General features: G+C 49.4%; 22 protein-coding genes. 15 read left to right on the forward strand and 7 right to left on the reverse strand.

From position 1 onward, the window contains the following. Positions 1-196 precede the first annotated feature (196 nt). The 8 genes from CBE68_RS04290 to CBE68_RS04330 all read left to right on the forward strand — a co-directional run bounded on the left by CBE68_RS04290 (position 197) and on the right by CBE68_RS04330 (position 8691). A complete protein-coding gene (locus tag CBE68_RS04290) occupies positions 197-418 on the forward strand; it encodes a hypothetical protein (protein ID WP_087504825.1) in 222 nt (73 codons plus the stop codon). Between the two features lie 524 nt (positions 419-942). After that, positions 943-2565: an anthranilate synthase component 1 gene (locus CBE68_RS04300; RefSeq protein WP_087504827.1), complete on the forward strand. Its 1623-nt coding sequence runs from the start codon at positions 943-945 to the stop codon at positions 2563-2565. Next, the gene (locus CBE68_RS04305; RefSeq protein WP_087504828.1) at positions 2562-3188 is read left to right on the forward strand and encodes a glutamine amidotransferase-related protein; all 627 of its coding nucleotides are present in this window, start codon (positions 2562-2564) and stop codon (positions 3186-3188) included. Before CBE68_RS04300 ends, CBE68_RS04305 begins: the two co-directional genes overlap by 4 nt. A gap of 10 nt (positions 3189-3198) precedes the next feature. Next, positions 3199-4227, forward strand: a complete 1029-nt coding sequence (gene trpD / locus CBE68_RS04310; RefSeq protein WP_087504829.1) for an anthranilate phosphoribosyltransferase — start codon at positions 3199-3201, stop codon at positions 4225-4227. Between the two features lie 2 nt (positions 4228-4229). Beyond that, the gene (gene trpCF / locus CBE68_RS04315) at positions 4230-5606 is read left to right on the forward strand and encodes a bifunctional indole-3-glycerol-phosphate synthase TrpC/phosphoribosylanthranilate isomerase TrpF (RefSeq protein WP_087504830.1); all 1377 of its coding nucleotides are present in this window, start codon (positions 4230-4232) and stop codon (positions 5604-5606) included. 11 nt (positions 5607-5617) lie between these two features. Beyond that, the gene (gene trpB, locus CBE68_RS04320; protein ID WP_087504831.1) at positions 5618-6814 is read left to right on the forward strand and encodes a tryptophan synthase subunit beta; all 1197 of its coding nucleotides are present in this window, start codon (positions 5618-5620) and stop codon (positions 6812-6814) included. Further along, positions 6811-7620 (forward strand): tryptophan synthase subunit alpha, encoded by an 810-nt coding sequence (gene trpA, locus CBE68_RS04325; protein ID WP_087504832.1) that lies wholly within the window; start codon positions 6811-6813, stop codon positions 7618-7620. Before trpB ends, trpA begins: the two co-directional genes overlap by 4 nt. Before the next feature lie 96 nt (positions 7621-7716). Continuing rightward, positions 7717-8691 (forward strand): substrate-binding domain-containing protein, encoded by a 975-nt coding sequence (locus CBE68_RS04330; RefSeq protein WP_087504833.1) that lies wholly within the window; start codon positions 7717-7719, stop codon positions 8689-8691. Here the strand turns inward: CBE68_RS04330 and CBE68_RS04335 are convergent. Together CBE68_RS04335 and CBE68_RS04340 are read right to left on the reverse strand one after the other, a co-directional pair. After that, positions 8681-9694: an SMP-30/gluconolactonase/LRE family protein gene (locus CBE68_RS04335; protein ID WP_087504834.1), complete on the reverse strand. Its 1014-nt coding sequence runs from the start codon at positions 9692-9694 to the stop codon at positions 8681-8683. The two genes, CBE68_RS04330 and CBE68_RS04335, sit on opposite strands and share 11 nt — an antisense overlap. 97 nt (positions 9695-9791) lie before the next feature. After that, a complete protein-coding gene (locus tag CBE68_RS04340; RefSeq protein ID WP_229744631.1) occupies positions 9792-10103 on the reverse strand; it encodes a DUF3392 domain-containing protein in 312 nt (103 codons plus the stop codon). Positions 10104-10252: 149 nt separating this feature from the next. Between CBE68_RS04340 and CBE68_RS04345 the strand changes: the two genes are divergently transcribed. The 3 genes from CBE68_RS04345 to CBE68_RS18700 all read left to right on the forward strand — a co-directional run bounded on the left by CBE68_RS04345 (position 10253) and on the right by CBE68_RS18700 (position 11527). After that, positions 10253-10825 (forward strand): septation protein A, encoded by a 573-nt coding sequence (locus CBE68_RS04345; protein WP_087504835.1) that lies wholly within the window; start codon positions 10253-10255, stop codon positions 10823-10825. A 3-nt stretch (positions 10826-10828) separates the two neighbouring features. Then, the gene (locus tag CBE68_RS04350) at positions 10829-11128 is read left to right on the forward strand and encodes a YciI family protein (protein ID WP_087504836.1); all 300 of its coding nucleotides are present in this window, start codon (positions 10829-10831) and stop codon (positions 11126-11128) included. A gap of 255 nt (positions 11129-11383) precedes the next feature. Continuing rightward, entirely contained in the window at positions 11384-11527 is a 144-nt protein-coding gene (locus CBE68_RS18700; protein WP_158100491.1) for a hypothetical protein, read from the forward strand. A 76-nt stretch (positions 11528-11603) separates the two neighbouring features. Here CBE68_RS18700 and rmuC read toward each other — a convergent pair whose 3' ends face one another. Both rmuC and CBE68_RS04360 read right to left on the reverse strand, forming a co-directional pair. Continuing rightward, positions 11604-13064 carry a DNA recombination protein RmuC gene (gene rmuC, locus CBE68_RS04355; RefSeq protein WP_087504837.1) on the reverse strand — a complete coding sequence of 487 codons (1461 nt, stop codon included), beginning with the start codon at positions 13062-13064 and terminating at the stop codon, positions 11604-11606. A 123-nt stretch (positions 13065-13187) separates the two neighbouring features. Further along, positions 13188-13460, reverse strand: a complete 273-nt coding sequence (locus CBE68_RS04360; RefSeq protein ID WP_143824484.1) for a hypothetical protein — start codon at positions 13458-13460, stop codon at positions 13188-13190. A gap of 160 nt (positions 13461-13620) precedes the next feature. Here CBE68_RS04360 and CBE68_RS04365 point away from each other — a divergent pair, with 160 nt between their 5' ends. Genes CBE68_RS04365 through CBE68_RS04375 form a run of 3 tightly spaced genes read left to right on the forward strand, consistent with a single transcriptional unit; the run spans position 13621 to position 15758 of the window. Beyond that, complete coding sequence (locus tag CBE68_RS04365; RefSeq protein ID WP_087504839.1) at positions 13621-14025, forward strand: DUF350 domain-containing protein; 405 nt, start codon at positions 13621-13623, stop codon at positions 14023-14025. A 9-nt stretch (positions 14026-14034) separates the two neighbouring features. After that, entirely contained in the window at positions 14035-14604 is a 570-nt protein-coding gene (locus CBE68_RS04370) for a DUF1190 domain-containing protein (protein WP_087504840.1), read from the forward strand. Positions 14605-14606: 2 nt separating this feature from the next. After that, complete coding sequence (locus CBE68_RS04375) at positions 14607-15758, forward strand: glutathionylspermidine synthase family protein (RefSeq protein WP_087504841.1); 1152 nt, start codon at positions 14607-14609, stop codon at positions 15756-15758. An 8-nt stretch (positions 15759-15766) separates the two neighbouring features. On the opposite strand, the gene CBE68_RS04380 is transcribed toward CBE68_RS04375, so the two are convergent. The 3 genes from CBE68_RS04380 to CBE68_RS04390 all read right to left on the reverse strand — a co-directional run bounded on the left by CBE68_RS04380 (position 15767) and on the right by CBE68_RS04390 (position 20395). Further along, positions 15767-18979, reverse strand: a complete 3213-nt coding sequence (locus CBE68_RS04380) for a mechanosensitive ion channel domain-containing protein (RefSeq protein ID WP_143824485.1) — start codon at positions 18977-18979, stop codon at positions 15767-15769. A gap of 155 nt (positions 18980-19134) precedes the next feature. After that, positions 19135-19965 carry an HDOD domain-containing protein gene (locus CBE68_RS04385; RefSeq protein ID WP_087504843.1) on the reverse strand — a complete coding sequence of 277 codons (831 nt, stop codon included), beginning with the start codon at positions 19963-19965 and terminating at the stop codon, positions 19135-19137. 58 nt (positions 19966-20023) lie between these two features. Beyond that, entirely contained in the window at positions 20024-20395 is a 372-nt protein-coding gene (locus CBE68_RS04390) for a hypothetical protein (RefSeq protein ID WP_087504844.1), read from the reverse strand. Positions 20396-20562: 167 nt separating this feature from the next. Here CBE68_RS04390 and asnS point away from each other — a divergent pair, with 167 nt between their 5' ends. Next, positions 20563-21963, forward strand: coding sequence for an asparagine--tRNA ligase (asnS, locus tag CBE68_RS04395; RefSeq protein WP_087504845.1), 1401 nt, complete (start codon positions 20563-20565; stop codon positions 21961-21963). The last annotated feature ends 32 nt before the right edge of the window (positions 21964-21995 follow it).

Here is a 21995-nt window from a genome sequence, read left to right on the forward strand (position 1 = left end):
ACCTTTTGAAACATCTCCAAAAAATATTACCAACAAAAATAAATCACATTAAAAACAACACCTTAAAAAATTAAACCAAGTTGGCATGCACCTTGAAATACAGTTTTTGTAACGCAGTGAAGCACAGCGGTGTCACTGGAAACTAACACTAACCCACACCCCTGCAGCAGACAGGAACGGGTACTGGAGAGATATCATGAAACGCATTCAAATCGCACTTATTTCTGGACTTACTTTGGCTTCAACTGCTTTCGTACCAGCGGCCTCAGCCAACGACCTTAGTGACACCGTTGCCGAAGTAGCGGTAGAAGTTGCCGAGCAGGTTGCCGCAGATATTAAAGAAAGCTCTGTTCGTCAATTGGAACAAGTTTGGGCCGGCTTGCAAGGCATGGTCGAAACCGACGAAGCAGGCGAGTAACCATTATGTTGTCACCAGTCGAATTGCTGATGTGGTGGAGCCTCCCCCTAGCAGGTTGGCTGGTGACATGGCTTGGTGTACAACTGTTGATTCGAGTCACCACTAGCTTTAACGAATAAGCCAAGCCGACTTCTAAGACGCCGCGCCAAGATGCCAGCCTTCAAGCTGGCATCTTTGTTTTTTCCCCTATCTGCCAATTAATATGGGCCTCAGACCAGTCAACTCTTGACAAGAGTTGACCAATCACGTACCAATAACACCCATCAAAAAGATTCAGGCGTTAGCAATGACTTTTGCAGCAAACACTCAAGTAACCAAATGGTGGTGGCACGTCCCTTGCGGGTTGTGCGTAGAGTTTTGATTGTCTGAAATAAACGAATCGCAAAGCCCGCTCCAGCCAGAGCGGGCTTTTTTGTACCTTGACTCTGCTGGTTATCGCGCAGTAACCAATGATAAGGAATTGCAGAGATGAAACGGTTTAACACATTGAAATTGTCCCAGCGGCAATTGGCTCAGGGGGCATTATGACAACCCTCCAATCGTTGGCCATTGGCCAAGCTCATGTAGTCACTCGTTCACTGAGCTATCAAGCCGACCCTTTGGCTTTGTACTCGCGAATTTGCGGCCATCGCCAACACAACAACAGCATGTTGCTGGAGTCAGCAGAAATTGACTCCAAGCAGCACACCCAGAGCTTGATGCTGATCGACGCTGCATTGCGGTTAGAGTGTAATGAGCGAACAGTTAGTATAACCGCGCTGACCGATAATGGCCGCAGTCTGCTGCCCTTCTTAACCGACAAATTAACGCAGCTGGCAATGACATCACGCTCTGGCGATGTCGTTGAGGCAGAATTCCAATTACCAGAGTTTGGCCTCGACGAAGAATCTCGACTGAAAGCGGCTTCGCCATTTGATGCACTGCGGACCATTGTCAATCAAATAACCACCGACTCTGATGAGCCAAATGCCATTTTTCTCGGTGGCGTCTTTGCTTATGATTTGATTGCCAGCGTCGAGCAACTGCCACAAGTGCCGCAGGGCGTGAATGATTGCGCTGACTTTGTGTTTTATCTGGCCGAAACCTTGCTGCATTTGGATCATGTCAATCAGCATTGTCATCTGGTCGCTACCGTATTTGGTGGCGAACATGCAGCTAAGGTTGCCGCTCAGCTTGACCCGCGCATTGAAGCCATTGCCAAGTTAACCGACGATTCATCATTGCAATCGTTCACCTCAACCAGCATTGCGCCAAGCAACTCCGATGTTGCCGAAAGCATGGATGATGCAACCTTCCGCGACCATGTGAAGCAACTCAAGCACAATATCTTTGTCGGTGACATTTTCCAGGTGGTGCCGTCACGCACCTTCAGCCTTGCTTGTCCCGACAGTTTGCTCGCCTACAAAGCGCTGCGTCAAAGCAATCCCAGCCCATACATGTTCTACATGCAAGATCAGGATTTCACGCTGTTTGGCGCATCGCCTGAGTGTGCGGTGAAATTCTGCGCCGACAGTCGTGACGTTGAGGTATATCCAATTGCAGGTACCAGGCGTCGCGGCTTTAATGATGATGGTTCCATTAACCCTGATTTAGATGGCCGCATCGAGTTGGAGTTACGGCTCGACAAAAAAGAGTTATCCGAGCATTTGATGCTGGTTGATTTAGCGCGTAATGATGTCGCTCGAATATCCGAACCCGGTACTCGCCATATCGCTAACTTGCTCAAGGTCGATCGCTACTCGCATGTGATGCACCTTGTGTCCCGCGTAGTGGGTAAATTGCGCCACGATCTGGATGCGCTCTATGCCTATCAAGCCTGTATGAATATGGGCACCCTGACCGGCGCCCCGAAAATCCGTGCATCGGAATTGATTCGTTCTGTCGAGCAACAACGCCGCGGCAGTTATGGCGGCGCCGTGGGTTACGTCAATGGCACCGGCGCAATGGATACTTGTATCGTAATTCGCTCAGCGTTCGTCAAGGACCAAGTCGCTCACGTTCAGGCCGGCGCTGGCGTTGTTTACGACTCCGATCCCCAGTCAGAAGCGGATGAGACTCGCAACAAAGCACAAGCGGTGATCAATGCCGTGCGTTTTGCCAACCAGCAACTGGCCGAACAACAATCGACGCAAGGAGAAAGCCAATGAGTAAAGCGCATATATTCTTGTTAGATAACTTTGATTCATTCACCTATAACTTGGTCGATCAGTTTCGCTCCGAAGGCTATCCGGTGACGATTTACCGCAATAACTTGCAAGCAAGCCAAGTCATGGCGGCAATCGAAGCTTGCCAAGACAACCCAGTGTTGGTGTTATCGCCGGGCCCGGGAGCTCCCCATGAAGCGGGCTGCATGATCGATCTGATCACTCTGGCGCGTGGTGTCGTTCCTATCATTGGCATTTGTCTCGGTCACCAAGCGTTGATTGAACAATATGGTGGTGAGGTCGGCTCCGCTGGCGACATTCTGCATGGCAAATCATCCGCCATTGATCACTGCGGGGAACATATGTTTAGCGGATTATCACAACCATTGCCAGTTGCTCGTTATCACTCATTGATGGGCACCAAAGTGACCGGCGGCTTACAGGTGGTGGCAAGTTATCAAGGTATTCCGATGGCAGTAATGAATGGCCCCGAACGAGTGCTGGGAATGCAGTTCCATCCTGAATCGGTATTAACCACAGATGGCGCCAAACTTCTCAATCAAAGTTTGGCTTGGGCACTAGCTGCGCCGGCAACTGCTGCCGAGAACAATTCAGCTTCAGCATAAGGACATCTCAATGAACTCAAATTTTTTGCCAGAGTGCTTCGAGCTTCTTTGTGACGGTAACAACCTCACAACCGAGCAAACCAGCGCGATTTTCAGTGCCATCGTCAGTGGTGAAGTTGAACCGGCGATGATGGCCGGTTTGTTAACAGCGTTGAAGATTAAGGGCGAAACTGCCGATGAAATCGCTGGCGCGGCGCAAGCGCTGCGAGCTGCGGCTCGCTCGTTTCCTCGTCCCGAAGGACAGGTGGTTGATATTGTCGGCACTGGCGGCGACGGGTTGAACACCATTAATATCTCCACTACCAGCGTATTAGTCGCGGCGGCGGCAGGGCTCACTGTTTGTAAACACGGTAATCGCAGCGTATCGAGCAAATCTGGCTCTGCCGATTTACTACGGACACTAGGCGTCAATATTCAAATGCCGCCTGAAGTGGCGGCTAAAGCCCTAGATAAAAGCGGCGCCTGCTTTATTTTTGCGCCTGAGTATCATGCTGGCATTCGCCATGCCATGCCGGTTCGTGGCGCCCTCAAGTCGCGCACCATTTTCAATGTCCTAGGCCCCTTGATTAACCCTGCGCAACCGGACGTAATGCTCCTTGGTGTCTATTCGCCAGATTTGGTGCTACCGATCGCCCAAGCGCTCGTTAAACTCGGCGTCACTCGTGCCATGGTGGTTCACGGTTCAGGTCTCGATGAAATTGCCGTTCATGGTCCGACCCAAGTTGCGGAAATCAATCACGGCGAGATTGAACAGAAGGTCATAACGCCAGCTGATTTTGATTTGGAAGAGTTTCCTGTTGAAGAATTAGTCGGTGGTACTCCCGAAGAGAATGCCGAAATAGCCAAAGAGATTCTGGCCGGACAAGGTGAGCCAGCACATAACGCTGCAATCATTGCCAATGTTGCAGCCGTACTTTATTTGAGCGGTAAAGAGCCAACATTGCAGCGCGGCGCGGCAAAAGCCAAGCGTGTGCTGAGCTCAGGTCAAGGGTTAACGACCCTGGCCAGCCTTGCCAGTGCTAGCCAAGTGGATATTTAAGCATGCTGAATGACACAATTTTAGGCAAAATTGTTGCCGACAAGCGCGACACCCTAGTGACACTCAAACAGCAGCGGCCACTCGACTCTTTTATTGCTGATGTGACCGACAGTGATCGTGATTTTTATCAGGCCCTGCGAGCAGTCAGCCCGGCATTCATTCTGGAATGTAAAAAGGCATCACCATCAAAAGGGCTGATCCGCGAGCCATTTGATCTTGATGAAATCGCCCAAGCCTATTTGCCATGGGCGTCGGCGATTTCATGTTTAACCGATAGCAAGTACTTTCAAGGTTGCATGGCCTATTTAAAACAGGTTCGCGACCAAGTGACTCAACCGGTGATCTTGAAAGACTTTATTATCGATCCCTATCAGATCTATCTCGGTCGTCTACACGGCGCTGATGCCACCTTACTTATGCTGTCGGTCCTCACTGATGATGAGTATCAACCGCTGGCCGATTTAGCGCACCAACTCGGCATGGGCGTATTGACTGAAGTGTCAACTCAAGATGAACTCGACAGAGCGATTGCCTTGGGCGCTAAAGTTATTGGTATCAACAACCGCGATCTTCGCGATTTGAGTATTGATTTGAATCGAACCTTTGAGCTGGGTGAGCAAATCCCTGACGATCGCATCATTGTTTCGGAAAGTGGCATATACAGCCACCAACAAGTTCGCTGGTTACATCAAACCGCAGATGCTTTCTTAGTTGGCAGCTCGTTGATGGCCCAAGATGATCTCAACCGTGCAGTGTCCAACTTGATTCTAGGCGAACACAAAGTCTGCGGCCTGACACGGCCTGAGGATGCGGCGGCAGCCTATTCGGCTGGGGCCAAGTATGGCGGCCTCATTTTCGCAGCGAAATCACCACGCTGTGTCAACAGCCAGCAAGCTCGCGCGGTGATGTCAGCAGCGCCACTTGATTATGTCGGTGTGTTTGTTGATGAAGCAGCAGAACAAGTTGCAGCTATTGCTAATCAACTCAAATTAGCGGCAGTGCAACTCCATGGCAACGAAGACGGCGAATACATTGATCAGTTGCGCTCGTTGCTAGATCAAGGCACGGCAATCTGGAAAGCCCATGGTGTCAGCGATACCGTTCCTGACTTTGAACGATGGCCGGCTGATCGTCACTTACTTGATAGTCGTATCGGCAACCAAAGCGGCGGAACAGGTCAAACCTTTGACTGGCAGCTTTTGGCAGATGTTGATTTAACCAACATCATGATTGCAGGCGGCTTAAACCTTACCAATGTTGAGCAAGCAGCAGCATTAAACTGTGCCGGTTTAGACTTTAATTCAGGCGTGGAGAGCGCCCCCGGCATGAAAGATCACGACAAGATCGCAGGCGTATTTAGTGCCCTGCGACATTACTAAGGATTGCATCAATGACAACCTTACTTGACCCATTTTTTGGTCCCTATGGCGGCATGTATGTGCCACAAATCCTAATGCCTGCGCTAAAGCAACTTGAAAAAGCGTTTGTCGATGCCCAAAACGATGCTGAATTTCAGGCTGAATTTACCGCATTGCTGAAGGAATATGCGGGCCGCCCAACGGCACTTACCCGCTGCCGTAACCTCACCAAAGGTACTAAAACCAAACTGTACTTAAAGCGCGAAGATTTGCTCCACGGTGGTGCCCATAAAACCAATCAAGTCCTTGGCCAAGTGTTGCTAGCCAAGCGTATGGGTAAAAATGAAATCATTGCCGAAACAGGTGCCGGCCAACATGGTGTTGCCACCGCCCTCGCCTGTGCATTGATGGATATGAAATGCAAAGTTTACATGGGCGCCAAAGACGTTGAACGACAAAGCCCAAACGTTTTTCGCATGAAGCTGATGGGCGCAGAAGTGATCCCGGTCCACTCGGGCTCATCGACCCTCAAAGACGCTTGTAACGAGGCCTTGCGCGACTGGTCTGCGAGCTATGAGAAGGCTCACTACCTATTGGGTACTGCTGCTGGCCCGCACCCATTTCCAACCATTGTGCGTGAATTTCAACGCATGATTGGTGAAGAAACCAAAGCTCAAATCCAACAGGTCGAAGGCCGTTTACCAGACGCTGTCATCGCCTGCGTTGGCGGCGGCTCTAATGCCATCGGCATGTTCGCTGATTTTATCGAAGAACAAGACGTACGCTTGATTGGTGTTGAACCTGCCGGTCACGGCATTGATTCGGGCGAGCATGGTGCGCCATTGAAACACGCCCCAGAAGGTATTTTCTTTGGTATGCGTGCGCCACTGATGCAAGACGAGCATGGTCAGGTCCAAGAGTCTTATTCGGTCTCTGCTGGTCTTGATTTCCCATCGGTTGGCCCGCAGCATGCCTACCTCAATTCTATCGGCCGCGCGGAGTACGATTCGGTTACCGATGACGAAGCACTTGACGCATTCCAAGAGCTGGCAAGACATGAAGGCATTATTCCAGCGCTCGAATCATCTCATGCTTTGGCTCTGGCATTGCGGATGGCACGCAATGAACCGGAGAAAGAGCAATTGCTGGTGGTCAACCTATCTGGACGTGGTGACAAAGACATCTTCACCGTTCATGAAATTCTAAAAGACAAAGGAGTGATGTCATGAGCAGTCGTTACGACGTAATGTTTGACGCCTTAGCGGCGAAGCAGCAAGGCGCATTTGTTCCCTTTGTGACTATTGGCGATCCAACCCCTGAGCTCAGCCTTGAAGTCATTCGCACTATGGTGAACGCTGGTGCTGATGCGTTGGAGCTGGGTATCCCGTTCTCTGATCCGTTGGCAGACGGACCGACGATTCAAGGTGCCACCATCCGCGCGTTGGACTCAGGCACCACGCCAGTCACGTGCTTTGATATCATCGGCCAAATCCGTGCCGAATTTCCTGACTTGCCGATTGGCTTGCTGATGTATGCCAACTTGATATTCGCCAAAGGCATTGAGCAGTTCTACGCCGAATGCGCGAAAGCGGGTGTCGACTCAGTGTTGGTGGCCGATGTACCAATTGAAATGAGCGAACCATTTGCCGCCGCGGCACAAGCCAATGGCATCGATGCCATCTTTATCGCGCCGCCAAATGCTGATGATGCTAGTTTGGAACAACTCGGCAAACTGGGTAGCGGTTATACCTATCTACTCAGCCGCGCTGGCGTCACCGGGGCGGAAACAGAGGCCGGTATGCCGGTTAGCGAATTGTTGGCCCGCTTGAGCCAGTTTAATGCGCCAAAACCACTGCTGGGCTTTGGTATATCCCGCCCGGAGCAAGTTCACGAAGCAATTAGCTCCGGCGCAGCTGGCGCTATTGCAGGCTCGGCGGTGGTCAAAGTAATTGAACAAAACGTCGACAATCCAGCGCAATTGTTAGCTCAAATGGGTAGCTACATCAGCGAGATGAAAGCGGCCACTCAGCTTTAGACACCTGTTCTAATCACAATAAATAGCCTCCGACCTCTGGAGGCTTTTTTTTCGACTAATCTCAAGGTTACGTCAACACCACCAATTAGTTACGCCATGCCAAGCTCAACGATTTCTGCTTTTATTGCGGTCTTAGCCCTGCTGTCAAGCGAGGAGAAAACGCCCGATTGTGTCGGCTTAGTAACAGCCAGTGGGGGTAGTCAATTTTGGCAGGAAATAACCGCAGGAGCGCGTGACGCCGCGACAGAATTGGAGTTAACGCTGGAAATACGTAGCTCGTCTTATGAGAGCAACATCGAACAGCAGCGGCAAGCATTGAAAGAGCTTGAGTCGCTTGGTTGCATTGCTATGGTCGTGGCACCAAATACCCCAAAGCGAGCACAAGATGTCGCTAAGCTGAAGCAAAAAGGCATTGAGACCATATTCATCGACCGCGACTTTGCTGCAGAACGCGCAACGGCCATTTTGACTGACAATTACGCCACCGGAGAACGGGCTGCGATCGCAATGGCTGATGAACTACCAAAAGGTGCGCAGATTGGCATGATTCGGCTACACCAATCGATTGATTCGACATCAGAGCGCGAACAAGGTTTTATCGATGCGGCGAAGATGGTTGGACTGACGGTCGTGTTCGATGAGTACATTGAAACCGGCCAAGATGCATCGTCGCAGCAGATGGCAGAGTTGCTCGCTCGTCATCCACAGCTAGCCGGACTGTTTACCCCGAATGAATCCACCACCACCACCGCAGTGCTCGCTCGTCAGTCGTTACAGCGCCAACACCCAATGATTCACATCGGCGTCGACGCCAACAAAGTGTTGCTCAGTTCGCTGGCTCAAAACCAACTACACAGTTTGTTCTTGCAGCGCCCTTATCTCATTGGCTACCAAGGGGTAATGGCAGCCGCCAAGATTGCCGATGGCCATCAGCTGCCCGATGTGATCTTAACTGAGTCGACCTATATTACGGCGGTGGATTTAGAGCAACCGGAGATCCAAGCTCTGCTGCAAGAAAGTGACAACAGAGCTCGGCAAAGTGATGATGCGACGTTGCCGCCTAGCGATTGAGTTGCACCCGCAGCAGACGACTGTCCGAGGTAATAAACAGTGACGAGAAATCCTGATTAAAGGCAACGTTGGCGCTGGCGGTGACAGTATGAATGGTAGCTAAATGTTTACCCTCAGGGGTCAACAGCAAGACGCCATTAGGGCCGGTGGCAAATAGCACGCCCGATGGGTGAATCTTCAAACCATCGGGAAGACCATGGCCCGAGCTCAAATGAGACGTCGCATCAAACAGAACCTTACCATTAGCTAGACTGCCATCCTCGGCCAACTGCCATGCCATCCATATCGCTTTATTGGGATCGGAGTTGGCAACGTACAAGGTTGACTCATCAGGTGAAAGCGCAATGCCGTTTGGACGCGTCATATCCTTGGTTAACAGAGTGACTTTGCCATCGGTATCCAGTCGAAACACGCCATGAAAGTCGAGCTCACGCTGCTCGGTATTTTGTTGCCCCTGTGGCAAGCCATACGGTGGATCGGTAAACCAAATTTGACCGTTTTTGCCAACAGTTAAGTCATTGGGACTATTAAAGCGTTTACCTTGATAGTGAGAAGCAAGCGTCTGGTATTGAGCTGCAGGTTGGTCGAATGGAACAGCTAAGCGTGACACCCTGCGATCACCATGTTGGCATAGCAACAATTGGCCAGTGATATCCAACGCTAAACCATTGGAACCCTGGCGACTGGCATCAGGATAAACACCACTTGAGCCAGACGGACGCAGATATTCGGTCACACCAGCGCCAGGGCGCCATTGATAAATCACATTCTCTGGTACATCAGAAAACAGCAGCGCGTTTTGTGATTGCACCCAAACAGGCCCTTCAGCCCACTCAAAACCTTCAGCAAGTACTTCAATGGCGGTGGTTTCGGAGACAAACTGAAGCGCTTGATCGTCGATTATTTCAATTCGAGGTTCATTGTCAGCAACTTCATGTGGCGTTTGCTGGCACCCTGTCAATGCCATGGCCGCAGTAGCCAGTAGCAACAACTGGAATTTCATATATAAACTTCCTTTTTATTAATAAAAAACCTGAGCATACCGTATCTCTCACAGCAGGCAAGCCTCAGGTCAAACAAGGCAAGGTCGTCCGTTGATTCTAGACATGGCGGTTGCGCTGTGCCCAAGTGCCTATAAACACAAAGCATGCGCTCAATAGGCCCAACAACCAAGCCGGCGACAACTGAGCCAACTGACCCGCGACAATCGGCGATAACTTAACAATGGCTAAACCAAAGCCAAATGCATTGATTAAAATAAATACCGATGTACGGACAACAAAATGGTGTCGGCGCATTGCTTTGCGCAGTAACTGATTAATGTCAGAGCCCAAAACGACAAGCATACATGCAATCAAAGCAGTTGATATTGAATGTAATTCGCCGTACACCCAAGAGTTGATACTAGCCACAGTTTTCCTCAACGAGCGATTCACTGGCGCATAATACTAATCCATTTTTGTCACAATCTGAGACATTTTTAGCGCGACTGAATGGGGTGACGAACGCCATGCAACTGGGTACACTGCCTGCCAGTTCTTTATAATCAACAGGCAAGCCAATGAAACAACTATTTGACTTCCTGCCTTTGTTGGCGTTTTTCATCGCCTACAAGATGCATGATATCTACACCGCAACTGGGGTATTGATTGTCGCTACTGTTATTCAGATAGCGGCGGCCAAATGGATTTGGAATCAAGTGGAGAAGATCCACTGGATTACACTAGTAATGGTCACCGTGTTTGGTTCAATGACCTTATTTTTCCACGACGATGCCTTTATCAAGTGGAAAGTAACCGCCATATACGGTGCCATGGCAGCGGCCTTACTCATCGGCCAGTGGGTGTTTAACAAGCCTCTAATCAAGGCCATGCTCGGTGGTGAGTTGCAATTGCCCCATAATGTATTCGTCAAACTTGGCTACGCATGGGCCGGGTTTTTCTTGTTTTGCGCTGGACTCAATGTCTACGTTGCCTTTAACTTGCCGCTGGAAACTTGGGTAAATTTCAAAGTCTTCGGACTGACCGTCATGACCTTATTATTTGCCGTGGCACAAGGCTTTTACATCTGGCGTTATCTGCCAAAAGAGCAGAAGCAACAATCCCAGGAACAGTTAGAACAAACCAAGGACTGATGCATGTATTACATGATTAGCTCAGAAGATGTCGCCGACAGCTTGCCGTTGCGACAAAAAGTACGCGCCAAACATTTAGCGCGGTTGCAACTTCTCAAAGAAGAAGGTCGTTTATTAATCGCCGGTCCTTTGCCTGCGATTGATAGCATTGATCCAGGCGATGCAGGTTTCACCGGCTCGTTGGTAGTCGCCGAATTCGAAAGCCTCGACCAAGCTCAGGCGTGGGCAGACCAAGACCCATATATCGAAGCCGGTGTGTACGCCAAAGTGGTGGTTAAACCGTTTAAAAAAGTCCTACCATAAATAATTCATAGCAGCCGAGCACCCTGCTCGGCTTTTTTACTCCAGCAAAATTCTCTAAATTCAACCTATTAAGCGCTAGCTCACAGCAACTGAACAGATTCCGAAACTGAATTAAGTGATCAAACCAAAAATAAAAGTTGATCACCGTCACACTTTAAAGTAATTTGAGACACAGATCACAAAACATACTAATTCAGTGATCAACAGCATCCGGTCCCTGGTGAACCATGCTGAACCGTTAGCTAGGAGTTTACTATGTCAGGTTTTATCGAAATTTTAGGCTATTTGAAAAATACCAAACGCACTCAAATTGCTGCAGCGCAGGAAGTGAAGTCGTCTTCAGTACCAAGCACTAAAGCAAGCTATTTCCGTTACGCTACTGAGCGTACAGACGACTAAGTCTATCGTGCGACCAAACACCAGAAACCGCCTTTACGGCGGTTTCTTTTTGCGTCGTCAAAGTGATGGCAAGGGATCAGGATTTATCGACTAACTCAGCGCTCAATTGTTTGTTACTGCGAACTCCCAACTCCTTGAGCATTGTGGTCTGCCGCACTAGGTTGCCCGGCCCTGTCGATAGTTTGCTCTTAGCCGCATCAAACTCTTTGTTAACCCTCGCCAAGGCACTGTCAACTTTCCCTAAATCATCAACGAAGCCAACGAATTTGTCGTATAGCTTGCCTGCTCGCTCGGCAATTTCCTGAGCATTTTGATTTTGCTGCTCAACTCGCCAAATATTGTGAATGGTCCGCAGCGCCACCAACAGGTTGGTCGGACTAACCAACATGATATTGGCATCCAATGCGGTTTTGATCAGTTCAGGCTCTTGTTGAATTGCAGATAAAAAGGCTGCTTCGACCGGCACAAACATCAGTACATAGTCCAAGCTTCGAATGCCCTCTAAGCTTTGATAGTTCTTCTTACCAAGTTCGCGAATATGATTACGAAGCGAAGTGACGTGTTCTGTTAGCGCAACAGCACCCTCGGCATCGGATTCGGCGTTAATGAAGCGCTCATAGGCGGTCAACGACACCTTGGAGTCAATAACGATATCTTTGTCATGAGGTAAACGGACAATGACATCAGGCTGATAGCGCTTGCCCTGCTCTGTTTTCAATGCCACTTGCAATTCATACTCGCGGCCTTCGGTTAAGCCTGCTTGGTCAAGCAATCGCTGCAGAATAACCTCGCCCCAGTTGCCTTGTGTTTTGCTATCTCCTTTGAGTGCGCGAGTCAGATTGGTCGCTTCTTCTGACATTCTCAAATTCAGCGTTTTCAAATCATCGAGTTCTTTTTTCAACAATGTGTGCTGTTGTAAGTCGGTCTCTGCTTGCTTCGATACCTGTTGCTGAAAACCACTGATTTGCTCTCGAAACGGTTTTAACAAGGCTTCCATGCTGGATTCAGAATTACTGCGAAACGCCTGGGTCTTTTGTTCGAAGATACGGTTAGCCAGATTTTCAAATTCTTTACTTAAGCGCTGCTCTGATTCTTGCAACAGCGCCTGCTTTTCTTCCAGAGCTTGGGTTTGGTTGGCATAACGCTCTTGTAAGGTATTAAGTTGACGCTGACTACTCTCTAGCTTGTCTCTTAGCTCGCCTACTATGATGTCGTTCTGATCTAACTTGCGCTGAGCCTGTAGCTGTTGTTGTCGCAGCAATTTCTCACTGGTTTCAAATTCCACCCGCAGCGCTTGCTGCTCACTCAATTGCTGTTGCAACACAGACACTTTCGACTGCTCTTGCTGATAGCGAGCCTGTAATTCAGTCTGCTGTTCGGTATGTTGCTGAGCAGCTTGTTCGGCTGCAGCCTGAAGCAGCGTTTGCTGTTGCTGGCTGTGACGCTTGGCAAGCCAATAACCAAGACTAGTGGCGACAAACAATGAGGCACTGATGACAGCAATAAATATGGGGGATTGGGCTAATTCCGTCAGCATTAACCAAGACTCCGATAGACAACAATCGAACTAGACTATTGCCTCAAGCTGGCTTTGCCAACCATAGTGTCGACATTCCGAGCTCAACTGCTGATTTATCCAACAATCCAAGCTGTGATGAGCTTAATGTTCGGTATCCCTGGACGGATCATCGTCGGTCAACTGTTGCAGCAATCTGACTTCAGCCATGATGTCGCGCACAACCGTCCGTGGCATTTGCAAGCGCCACTGGTTGTCTTGCAGATAAGTGGCAATGTCGGGGTGACCTGTCAGCAATTCTAAACGCTCAATGATTTCGAGTGCTTGCAGATCATGAATGGTGGCAAATTCCCGCAGTGCTCGAATACACTTCACTGCACTCATTTTTTCACTCGACGGTGAAAACCAACTCAGCATCTGTTGCCGTATCCTTTGTTAGTACTAATGCTAGTTCTAACCCGCGGCAATGACAGTTTCATGACGTCGGCAATAAACTATCAATGCTTTTGCCACCCCCATGTTGTTGGTAACATAGCCAGCTCGGATCACCCATGAATCGTTCACGGAGCCAGGTTCTATGATTATTGACTCACTGCAAGGACTGCCAGCATTCGCCCTCTACTTTATCGTCGGTTATGCCTTCATCGTGTTGTTTTGCGTGCTGTATGGCAAAGTCACGCCCTATTGTGAGTGGACTCTGATGCGCAACAATAATGTTGCGGCTGCCATCGCATTTGGTTTGAGTTTGGTCGGATATACCATTCCTGTCGCCAGCGCAGCGATTCATTCTGTCGGCATTATTGACTACATCATTTGGGCGGTCGTTGCCCTGTTAGCGCAAATTGTTACCTTCCTAACCGTCCGTTGGTACATGACCGACTTGGTCAAACGGATCAATGACGACCAAGTGGCAGCCGGACTGTTTTTAGGCTGTGCTGCATTGGCAACTGGCGTTTTGAATGCCGCTTGCATGAGTTATTAAGGGGTCCAGATGAAACGATCGCAATGGTTAAAATTAACCCTAATGGGCGCTGCATCAGGCAGCTTGATTAGCTGCGCACCAGAACCTCGCCAACAGATTGTCAATTACTCGGACATTAGCGACTGCGTTAATGATCGAGTGTTTTCTGAACAAGAATGTGTTGCTCAGTACCAGCAGGCGCAACAACACGCCGCGCAAGATGCGCCCATGTATCAGAATGGCCATGATTGCCAAACCGATTTTGGCCGCGATCAGTGTTATCACAACGGCAGTTTTTGGCAGCCGTTTATGGCTGGTTTCTTTATGTCGCGACTGGCAGGTTCTGTCGGCTCGGGGTTACGATCAGGCCAAGTTCATTCACGCCCGCTTTACCGTTCCGCCGATGATCCATCAAGCTTTCGCACTGCAGAGAATGTCAAAACCGGTAACGTCGGCGACACCCGCCCTCGCAGCGCGCCAAATCGCTTGATGTCAGCGTCTCAAGCGTCGCTCTACAGCCGTTCCAACAGCATGGGGAAACGTGCAGCAACACTAAACCGCGGTGGCTTCGGTCAGCGCTCAAGCAGCTGGGGCAGTTAAAGGTGCTCCGTGTACCTATTGCCGTAAGGCCTAATTTAGAACAACTGGCTGCGGAATTTGGTTTCAACTTTCATACCATCGACGGTGATGTCTACTGGGATGAATCAGCCTACTACCAGTTCACCCTGCAACAAATTGAGCAAGATTTAGAGGCGCCAACCGAAGAACTGCACCAGATGTGCCTGGACTTGGTTGGCGAAGTCGTCGCTAGCCAAGAGCTAATGGAAAAACTGGCGATTCCTGCTCACTTTTGGGATGCCATCGCCAACAGCTGGAATAACGGTTACCCATCATTGTACGGCCGTATGGACTTTAGTTATGACGGAAAGTCACCAGCGAAGTTGCTTGAATACAACGCCGATACGCCAACGTCAGTGTATGAGGCGGGATTCTTCCAATGGGTTTGGCTACAGCAACAAGTAGATGCCGGACGACTGTCCCGCGAATCAGATCAATTCAATTCCATTCAGGAAAAATTGGTCGCTCGGTTCGCTGATTTGAGCAGTTTGCCGATTACCTTCACATGCTGCCGCGACAGCGATGAAGATCGAGGCACAGTGGCCTACCTTGAAGATTGTGCTCGCCAAGGCGGCGTTGCAACCCGCTTTATCTATCTCGATGAGATTGGTATCAATGACCGCGGCCAATTCGTTCAACAAGATGATTCGGCGATCCAAGCACTATTTAAGCTCTACCCCTGGGAAATGATGTTCGAAGACAGTTTTGGTCATTACATTCCCAACTCAGAGTGTCATTTTCTCGAACCCCTATGGAAATGCGTTCTGTCCAATAAAGCTATCTTGCCGTTGCTATGGCAACGCCACAAAGATCACCCTAATTTATTACCCGCCTATTTCACCAGCGACGCCTCATCATTAAATGGTAGCTACGTCCGCAAACCGCTGTTTAGTCGCGAGGGCGCCAATATTCGGATCGAACAAAACGGTCAGCTGATCGCAGAGTCGCGCGGCGATTATGGTGATGAAGGCTATATCTATCAGGCTTATCAGCCGCTGCCGAAGTTTGCCGACAACTATACCTTGATTGGCAGTTGGGTGATCGACAACCAAGCGGCAGGCCTTACTATCCGAGAAGATAACAGCTTAATCACTCAAGACTCTAGCCGCTTTGTGCCGCATATTATTCTGGGTTGATTGCTGCCTTAGCCATTACTGGTTGCAATTCCCGCCGCGTGTTTGACATGGATATCCAACTGCGGGTGAGCCACTTCAATGTTCAGGGCATTGAACTTCTTGATCACTCGGCTATGAATATCATGAATTGATGGTAATCGATGGGCCGTTTCATTGGTAAAGGCGCGCAGTTCGAAGATTAACGCGCTGTCAGAATATTCGAGCAAAAACACTTCTGGCGTTGGCTCATCAATGACCATGTCGCACTCATCCGCAGCTTGCAAAATCATTTTGGTCACCATGCGAACATCCGAGTTATGACGAACGCCGATTCGGAGCACAATCCGAGTAATGGCATCACTGAGCGACCAATTGACAAAATCCTCGGTAATAAATGCCTTATTGGGAATAATGATTTCTTTTCGGTCCCAGTCAACGACGGTCGTTGCACGGGTGTTAATGCGAGTCACAGTGCCGCTCATGCCGCGAATGGTCACCGTGTCACCAATCCGTATCGGTTTCTCGAACAGAATAATCAAGCCCGATACGAAATTGGCAAAGATCTCTTGCAAGCCAAAGCCCAAGCCAACCGTTAGTGCCGCGACCAACCATTGCAGCGACGACCAGTCAAATCCCAACGCGCCGACGACCACCAACAAGCCAACGATCAATATGACGTACTTAGTAATCGTGGTAATCGCATAACCAGTGCCTGGCGAAAGCTGCATTCGTTGCAGTACCAACAGTTCCAACATACCGGGTATATTGCGCACACTTACGAGGGTAAAGCCGCCGGTAACAATCGCCGTTAACAGCACTTTAATGGTAATCGATGTGGTTTCTAACTGGCCTTGCGCACCGGCACTTTGTACGGACCACAAAGTCAGATCATTCAACGCACTCAGGGAATCAAAGGCATCACTCCATATCGGCAATAGAGAAAAATAGAATGCCAGTACAAAAGTAGTGCGAAGTAATTTGCTTGCTTGGGCACCAATGTCATCGAACTCAATATAACTCTCTTGCGGCTCTTCAATCACCGGCTCGTTACTATCGTCATTCTCTTCCCGCTTAGCCAAAGCTTGCGCGCGACGGTTTAACGCCCGCTCAAAGGCTAAACGGCGGTACAAAATGGCGATACCGCGCAATGCCAGGAAGTAAGCGACGCATATCACCGCTGCTGACGCTAAAGTCCAGCCGTAGCCTTGCAACAACATCTGCGCAGCAACAATGTAGCCAAACAACAGCAATACAGTCGCAGAGGCCGGAACAGCAATACCAAACCACCATAGCATTCGCATCGGCAGTCGAATGACATCGCCGCGTTCGGCAACCAATTTCGACACCAACCGGAATAACCAAATCGTTGCCCAAGTTAACAACACCGCATTAATCAAATGCAACAGTCGACCAGTGGCACTGAACAAAGCGAGCGGGTTCCAATCGGAAAGCCAGCTGTATATCAACAGCACAGCAAGAAACAGCGGCGATAACCAAATGACGTGACGCATAATGAGATCAATGGCCGCTGGCTTCATTCGGAAGTGATGGATCAACACACTGGAAGGCTTGCGCAACTGGTTTGCCACAATCTGCAGGCTGACGGCGATCATGGTCAGCAAAATCAGTTGCTGAATCATAATTTGGCTATTTTGCGACAGCCAATCGGCCAACTGCACTCCAAGTGGCAGCAAGCTGCCCAAAGCAATAATGCCAAAGATTGCCGTCAGTGAGTAATGGCCTTTGTCTCGCCTGACATTGCCAATTCGATCGCTGATCTTGTCCAAATAGTGGTTGTATTGGACCTGAAACCGGCGCAGATACACCGCTAAAAGTAGCAATAACACCAATTGAAAAACGCTCTCACCAGCATGCAAACTGTAAAGGCGCCACTGGTGAACAAGCTCACTACCAATACGACGAAAATCAGTTAATACGAAGGGAATATCAGCAGCCGTGATCGGAACCATATTGGGGATCCACGTCAGTAGCCGAAATGCCTGTTCTTCTAACTCACTGCGCCGGTGGGTGAGCTGATCGATATTGACCAATGCTTGTTTGAGCAACAATTCAAGCTGGCCATTGATACCAATAAGCTCGGTTAACAACTGCTGCTGTAAATCGAGTAAATCGCGTTCTTCGTCGCGCTGCGATAGCTGGAAGCTTTGGCGGTTTTTACGCTGTTCATTACGGTAAGAAAAACTATCAACCCGCAACTGGTTCAAGGTTCGCGATAGTTCTTGAATATTTGGCAAGCCACTGAGCGCTGCCAATTGTTCAACGATGGCATTGGAAAATTCCACCGAAGGTTCGAACCGGTCAATGTTTTTGCGCAACTCCCGCAACAGCGCATTAATCTGCACTGAGAGTTCATGTAAGCCTTGATAGCGCAATTGTGCCGTTTGCTGAGAAGACTGCAATTCTTCCAATTCGCGGGTCAACTCGATGTTACGGGCAATGATTTGCTGCAGTGCCTGATCATCGGCTGCCACCACTTTGGCCGCTTGATCAAGCTCCGCCAAAGCAAGAGCAGCGTCTTTCTGGCGCAATTCGGCCAACCGCTCATTAGCTAGTCTTAATTGCCGCATCAGGTCAAGCAGCAATTGGTTGGCTTTGGCGATTTTCAATTGATTGAGTTCGATACGTTTGCTGGCGCCGAGCGACTCCAACTGCATGACCTGCTGTTTGGCCTGCAGCATTTCACGCAACGCATCTTGACGGAATTGATTCGCTTCGTTGAGCAGGGCATCGTTAGTAACCGTCAACTCAGTGGCATAGCTACGTTCCAGTTCAGCGACGACATCGTCAAGCTCTCTGGGTAAATCAACCATCCGCTGCTGAACTTCTCGCCCATCATCTTCCAAGGCTTGAAGCTTTTCTCTAGCGAGTGCGATTTGTTGTTCTAACGCTTTGATGACGCTGCTGATCTGCAATTGGTCCATTTGCTGATAAGCAAGGCTGACTTTATCTTCATCAACTGTTTGCCTAGTCTTAGCTTCGGCTATGTCTTGCGGATACTGTTGCAGTAGTTGGCGATATTGCTCTGCTTCTTGGTGGTAGTTTTGACGCTCTGTGAGCAGTTGGATAGCGCCCTGATAGCGTTCAATAAGGGTGTTATTAGCTGCAGGAGTGCGCTTAATCAACTGTTCGAGCTGATCAATGGTGACCACAGCGGCTCTGGCGACAGGGCAATCCACCAAGCTCAACATAAGCACCAAACAAACAACCAACAACCGCACCACTGACGAGCTCCTTTCCCTAAATCACTACGATGGGGCTAGTAACAAAGTTAGTTAAACATGGTCACTAAGTGACTATTTTGCAAATCAAAGTGATCCTCTGCGAGGCTAAATCTATGGTCCAAATCGGCGCTAGATTCTACCTGCAGAAGGTGACATTAGTTAAACGAACTGAGGGTATCTCGGTAAGGCGTGAGATATTCTGGCGACGTGAAGACATCTAGATCTGCGACAATCCCCTTGTCGATGAAAGGCTTGAGTAGTTGTTTTTCGTCTTCTAGCTGATAGGTGCCTTGAGCGATCGCTGCAGCGCAAATAAAGTCGCCCAGCGACGCCTCTCCTTTCGCTGGCCGCGGCTGTTGCAATTGTTTAACAGCATCAATAACGGTATCGTCAAACTCCCAAACAGCGAGGAGCTTGGTGCCCATTTCGTGCTGTAGCGAATGGACCACTCGATGAATAACTTCCATGTCAGCACTAACCTGTGGCATCCGCTCCATTTCCAACAGTATCGGCAAGGCGCCGATATTGTGAACAACACCCGCCAAGGTAATTAACTCGGAATTGAACGGCAACCGCTTAGGATACATGGTCGCCAAGGCTGCGGCACTACTTGCCACTCGAACAGCACGTTTCCAGTTTTCCTCTAGCAGTTCGAAGATGCGCTCATTGGTACTTACGTACAGCTGCTCCATTGCCATGGTAGTGGCAATATTCTTAATCGCTGTTAGGCCAATACGGTTGACCGCGTCATGAATGGTTTTGATCCGCTGCGAGACGCCAAACAATGGCGAGTTAGAAATCTTGATCATGCGCGCGGCCATGCCCGCATCGCGAGTAATTAATTCGGCAATTTCCTTCAGTGAGACATCTTCGCGCTCTACCGTTTCACAAACAGACATGGCCACTTTGGGCAAACTTGGGATCACTAATACGTCGCGAGCCAGCTTGTCTTTAAAGGTCAGTACCAATGCTTGTTCAATAGCCAATTTTGTCTCCTCAAAACCACTCCGCTGGTTTTGTACATCGAATGAGTGAACAGAATAATTAATTATGCGCTAATAGTTTGACGGTCAGCAGTATGCCAAATGACACCGTGATGACAGTGAGCAGGATCAGGTTATAACGACGTGTATCCCCTGCTCTGCGACTTAACTGCCGATTTGCTATCAAGCTCAGCAAACTGATGACGCAACTGCTCCAGACAAAGTACATTAACGGCCCGGTGTAACTGGGATCCCAAAATTGGCGAATCTCCAGTTCATAGTAGCGCGCGATACCCGAGTCCATTTCAGGACGAGCAAAGTGAAACAATAGCAAGCTGATGATAAACAACAACCAGGCCAGTATCGCTAGGCCCCGAAGTGTTCGAACACGCCAATCGGGTCCCTTGCGCCGATCAACTCCATCCCACACCATATAAACCCCAATTTATCTGTATTCTCAGTTATTTTGTCGCTCAATTGACCGCAATCCAACGACAAAATGCGTCCATTGAATCAATCTGATTGGTATCACGCTATGTTACCTGTAAGATGTGTGTCTTTCATCTTGAACGCAGACAGCAATTTCGGAGTATTTGCTTCATGACGCATGCTACTGTTGCCGCAGTTTTAGCCGGCGACTACTCAATTGATTCGGTCATTACAGTTAAGGGTTGGATTCGCACTCGCCGCGATTCCAAAGCAGGAATTTCATTCTTAGCCATCCACGATGGTTCAAGTTTCGATGCCGTCCAGGCAGTCGTGCCAAACGACCTGGGCAATTATGAATCGGAAGTCACCAAGCTCACTACCGGTTGTTCGGTTACCGTCACTGGCAAAGTGGTGGAATCGCCTGGCAAAGGTCAATCATTCGAGTTAAATGCTACTGAAGTGAATGTCTTGGGATGGGTTGAAGATCCCGATACTTACCCAATGGCACCGAAGCGCCATAGCATGGAATACCTTCGTGAGCACGCACACCTTCGTGCCCGGACCAATGTTGGTGGCGCCGTAACCCGTGTTCGCAACTGTTTGGCACAAGCCATCCACCGCTTTTTCCACGAGCAAGGCTATGTTTGGGTGAGCACACCAATTGTCACCGCCAGCGATTGTGAAGGTGCTGGTGAGATGTTCCGCGTCAGCACTCTGGATTTGGAGAACTTGCCGCGTACCGAGAAGGGTGCCATCGATTTTGAACAAGACTTTTTTGGCAAAGAATCATTCCTTACCGTATCCGGTCAGCTCAACGCTGAAACCTATGCCTGTGCGCTGAGTAAAGTTTATACCTTTGGTCCAACATTCCGCGCTGAGAACTCCAATACTAGCCGTCACCTCGCTGAGTTTTGGATGGTTGAGCCTGAAGTTGCTTTTGCCGATTTGGATGATGTCGCCAAATTAGCAGAGGGCATGCTGAAATACGCCTTTAAAGCCGTTCTTGAAGAACGTGCCGATGATATGGCGTTCTTTGCCCAACGGATTGATAAAGATGCGGTCGCTCGATTAGAGCGATTTGTTGACAGTGATTTTGTGCAAGTGGATTACACCGATGCGGTGGATATTCTGCTGAAGTGCGATAAGAAGTTTGAATACCCAGTTGAGTGGGGCATCGATCTGCAGTCTGAGCATGAGCGTTACCTTGCCGAAGAGCACTTCAACGCACCGGTGGTCGTTAAAAACTACCCGAAAGACATTAAAGCCTTCTACATGCGCATGAATGAAGATGGCAAGACTGTTGCCGCAATGGATGTATTGGCCCCCGGCATTGGCGAAATTATTGGCGGTAGCCAACGTGAAGAACGACTCGACGTTCTTGATGCTCGCCTCGCCGAAATGGATTTGGATCAAGAAGACTACAGCTGGTATCGCGATTTGCGCCGCTATGGCACTGTGCCTCATTCAGGCTTTGGTCTGGGCTTTGAACGTTTGGTTAGCTACGTGACAGGTATGGCCAACATTCGTGACGTCATCCCATTCCCACGGGCACCTCGCTCTGCTGACTTCTAACCAGCCAGTTTTGTAGCCAATAAAAAGCCCGC

It is taken from the genome of Neiella marina (assembly GCF_002165625.1).
GTDB lineage: Bacteria > Pseudomonadota > Gammaproteobacteria > Enterobacterales > Neiellaceae > Neiella > Neiella marina.

Coding starts and splice junctions, on each gene's coding strand:
- CBE68_RS04290 (WP_087504825.1), top strand. CDS start 197: ATGAAACGCATTCAAATCGCACTTATTTCTGGACTTACTTTGGCTTCA.
- CBE68_RS04300 (WP_087504827.1), top strand. CDS start 943: ATGACAACCCTCCAATCGTTGGCCATTGGCCAAGCTCATGTAGTCACT.
- CBE68_RS04305 (WP_087504828.1), top strand. CDS start 2,562: ATGAGTAAAGCGCATATATTCTTGTTAGATAACTTTGATTCATTCACC.
- trpD (WP_087504829.1), top strand. CDS start 3,199: ATGAACTCAAATTTTTTGCCAGAGTGCTTCGAGCTTCTTTGTGACGGT.
- trpCF (WP_087504830.1), top strand. CDS start 4,230: ATGCTGAATGACACAATTTTAGGCAAAATTGTTGCCGACAAGCGCGAC.
- trpB (WP_087504831.1), top strand. CDS start 5,618: ATGACAACCTTACTTGACCCATTTTTTGGTCCCTATGGCGGCATGTAT.
- trpA (WP_087504832.1), top strand. CDS start 6,811: ATGAGCAGTCGTTACGACGTAATGTTTGACGCCTTAGCGGCGAAGCAG.
- CBE68_RS04330 (WP_087504833.1), top strand. CDS start 7,717: ATGCCAAGCTCAACGATTTCTGCTTTTATTGCGGTCTTAGCCCTGCTG.
- CBE68_RS04335 (WP_087504834.1), bottom strand. CDS start 9,694: ATGAAATTCCAGTTGTTGCTACTGGCTACTGCGGCCATGGCATTGACA.
- CBE68_RS04345 (WP_087504835.1), top strand. CDS start 10,253: ATGAAACAACTATTTGACTTCCTGCCTTTGTTGGCGTTTTTCATCGCC.
- CBE68_RS04350 (WP_087504836.1), top strand. CDS start 10,829: ATGTATTACATGATTAGCTCAGAAGATGTCGCCGACAGCTTGCCGTTG.
- CBE68_RS18700 (WP_158100491.1), top strand. CDS start 11,384: ATGTCAGGTTTTATCGAAATTTTAGGCTATTTGAAAAATACCAAACGC.
- rmuC (WP_087504837.1), bottom strand. CDS start 13,064: ATGCTGACGGAATTAGCCCAATCCCCCATATTTATTGCTGTCATCAGT.
- CBE68_RS04360 (WP_143824484.1), bottom strand. CDS start 13,460: ATGCTGAGTTGGTTTTCACCGTCGAGTGAAAAAATGAGTGCAGTGAAG.
- CBE68_RS04365 (WP_087504839.1), top strand. CDS start 13,621: ATGATTATTGACTCACTGCAAGGACTGCCAGCATTCGCCCTCTACTTT.
- CBE68_RS04370 (WP_087504840.1), top strand. CDS start 14,035: ATGAAACGATCGCAATGGTTAAAATTAACCCTAATGGGCGCTGCATCA.
- CBE68_RS04390 (WP_087504844.1), bottom strand. CDS start 20,395: ATGGTGTGGGATGGAGTTGATCGGCGCAAGGGACCCGATTGGCGTGTT.
- asnS (WP_087504845.1), top strand. CDS start 20,563: ATGACGCATGCTACTGTTGCCGCAGTTTTAGCCGGCGACTACTCAATT.